Raw genomic sequence first — 1,314 nt, 5'->3', positions numbered from 1 at the left:
TATCCGGGTGAAGTCGTTGGCCTGCTTGGCCACAACGGGGCCGGAAAATCCACGTTGATCAAGGTTTTGTCCGGCGCCTATCAGATGGATCACGGTGAGATCCTGATTGATGGCAAGCCAGTCGAGATTGGCAATCCCCGTGACGCCCGGGCGAATAACATCGAAACGATATATCAGACGCTTGCCTTGGCCGACAATCTGGACGCGACATCGAACCTGTTCCTAGGGCGCGAGATGACGACGCCTTTTGGTTTGGTCAACGACGCAGCCATGGAGGCCGAGTGCCGAAAGATCATGGCTCAGCTCAACCCGAACTTTCAGAAGTTCAATGACCCGGTCTCCGCCTTGTCGGGCGGGCAAAGACAGTCTGTGGCGATCGCTCGGGCGGTCTACTTCAACGCTCGTATTCTGATTATGGACGAACCGACAGCAGCGCTTGGGCCGCATGAAACTCAGATGGTGGCGGATCTGATCCACCAGCTAAAGGCGCAGGGCATCGGGATATTTCTGATCGATCACGACGTGCATGCCGTCATGGAACTGTGCGATCGCGCCTCGGTCATGAAGAACGGAAAATTGGTTGGGACGGTCGACATCGCAGACGTAACGGATGACGATCTTTTGTCGATGATTATTCTCGGCAAGCAGCCAGGACAAAAAGCAGAGTAGGGGGCAGAAATGCCAAGTGTATTTTTTGAAGGGATCGAGAAGGTCCAGTTTGAAGGCGTGGATAGCAAGAACCCGTTGGCCTTTCGTCACTACGACCCGGACGAGATCGTTATGGGCAAGCGTATGGAAGACCATCTGCGATTTGCAGTGGCATGGTGGCATTCCTTCGCGTGGGAGGGTGGGGATCCGTTTGGCGGTCCGACATTTGATCGTCCGTGGCATCCACAGGATGAGATGGATCGTGCCCGCCTGAAAGCGGATATTGCGTTCGAATTGTTCGAGATTCTGGGCCAGCCCTTCTTTTGCTGGCACGACGCTGACATCCGGCCCGAACAGGGCAATTTTGCTGGTAACCTGCGCACATTAGAAGAAATCACCGATTATATCGGTGAAAAGATGCAAGTTTCTGGCACCAAGCTGCTTTGGGGTACGGCCAATATGTTCAGTCATCGTCGTTGGATGTCTGGCGCCAGTACTAATCCTGATCCCGACGTTTTTGCGTTCGCTGCAGCGACAGTGAAATCCTGTATGGATGCAACTCACAAACTGGGCGGCGAAAACTATGTTCTGTGGGGTGGTCGTGAGGGCTACGAAACTCTTCTGAACACGGACTTGAAAACCGAATTGGATCACATGGGCCGTTTT

Annotated in this window: 2 protein-coding genes; both read left to right on the top strand. The window is 53.7% G+C overall.

The features are described from left to right. Window positions 1-669, top strand: a 669-nt coding sequence (locus ACR0JA_RS23630; RefSeq protein WP_480580411.1) for an ATP-binding cassette domain-containing protein, incomplete at its 5' end; no start/stop codon positions are given. Window positions 670-678: 9 nt separating this feature from the next. Beyond that, a partial coding sequence (locus tag ACR0JA_RS23625; RefSeq protein WP_480580408.1) for an apurinic/apyrimidinic endonuclease family protein occupies window positions 679-1,314 on the top strand: 636 nt, incomplete at its 3' end.

Source organism: Ruegeria sp. AM4 (assembly GCF_056540665.1).
The sequence above is the reverse complement of the archived record's forward strand: the minus strand, read 5'-3'. Positions and strand labels throughout refer to the sequence as shown.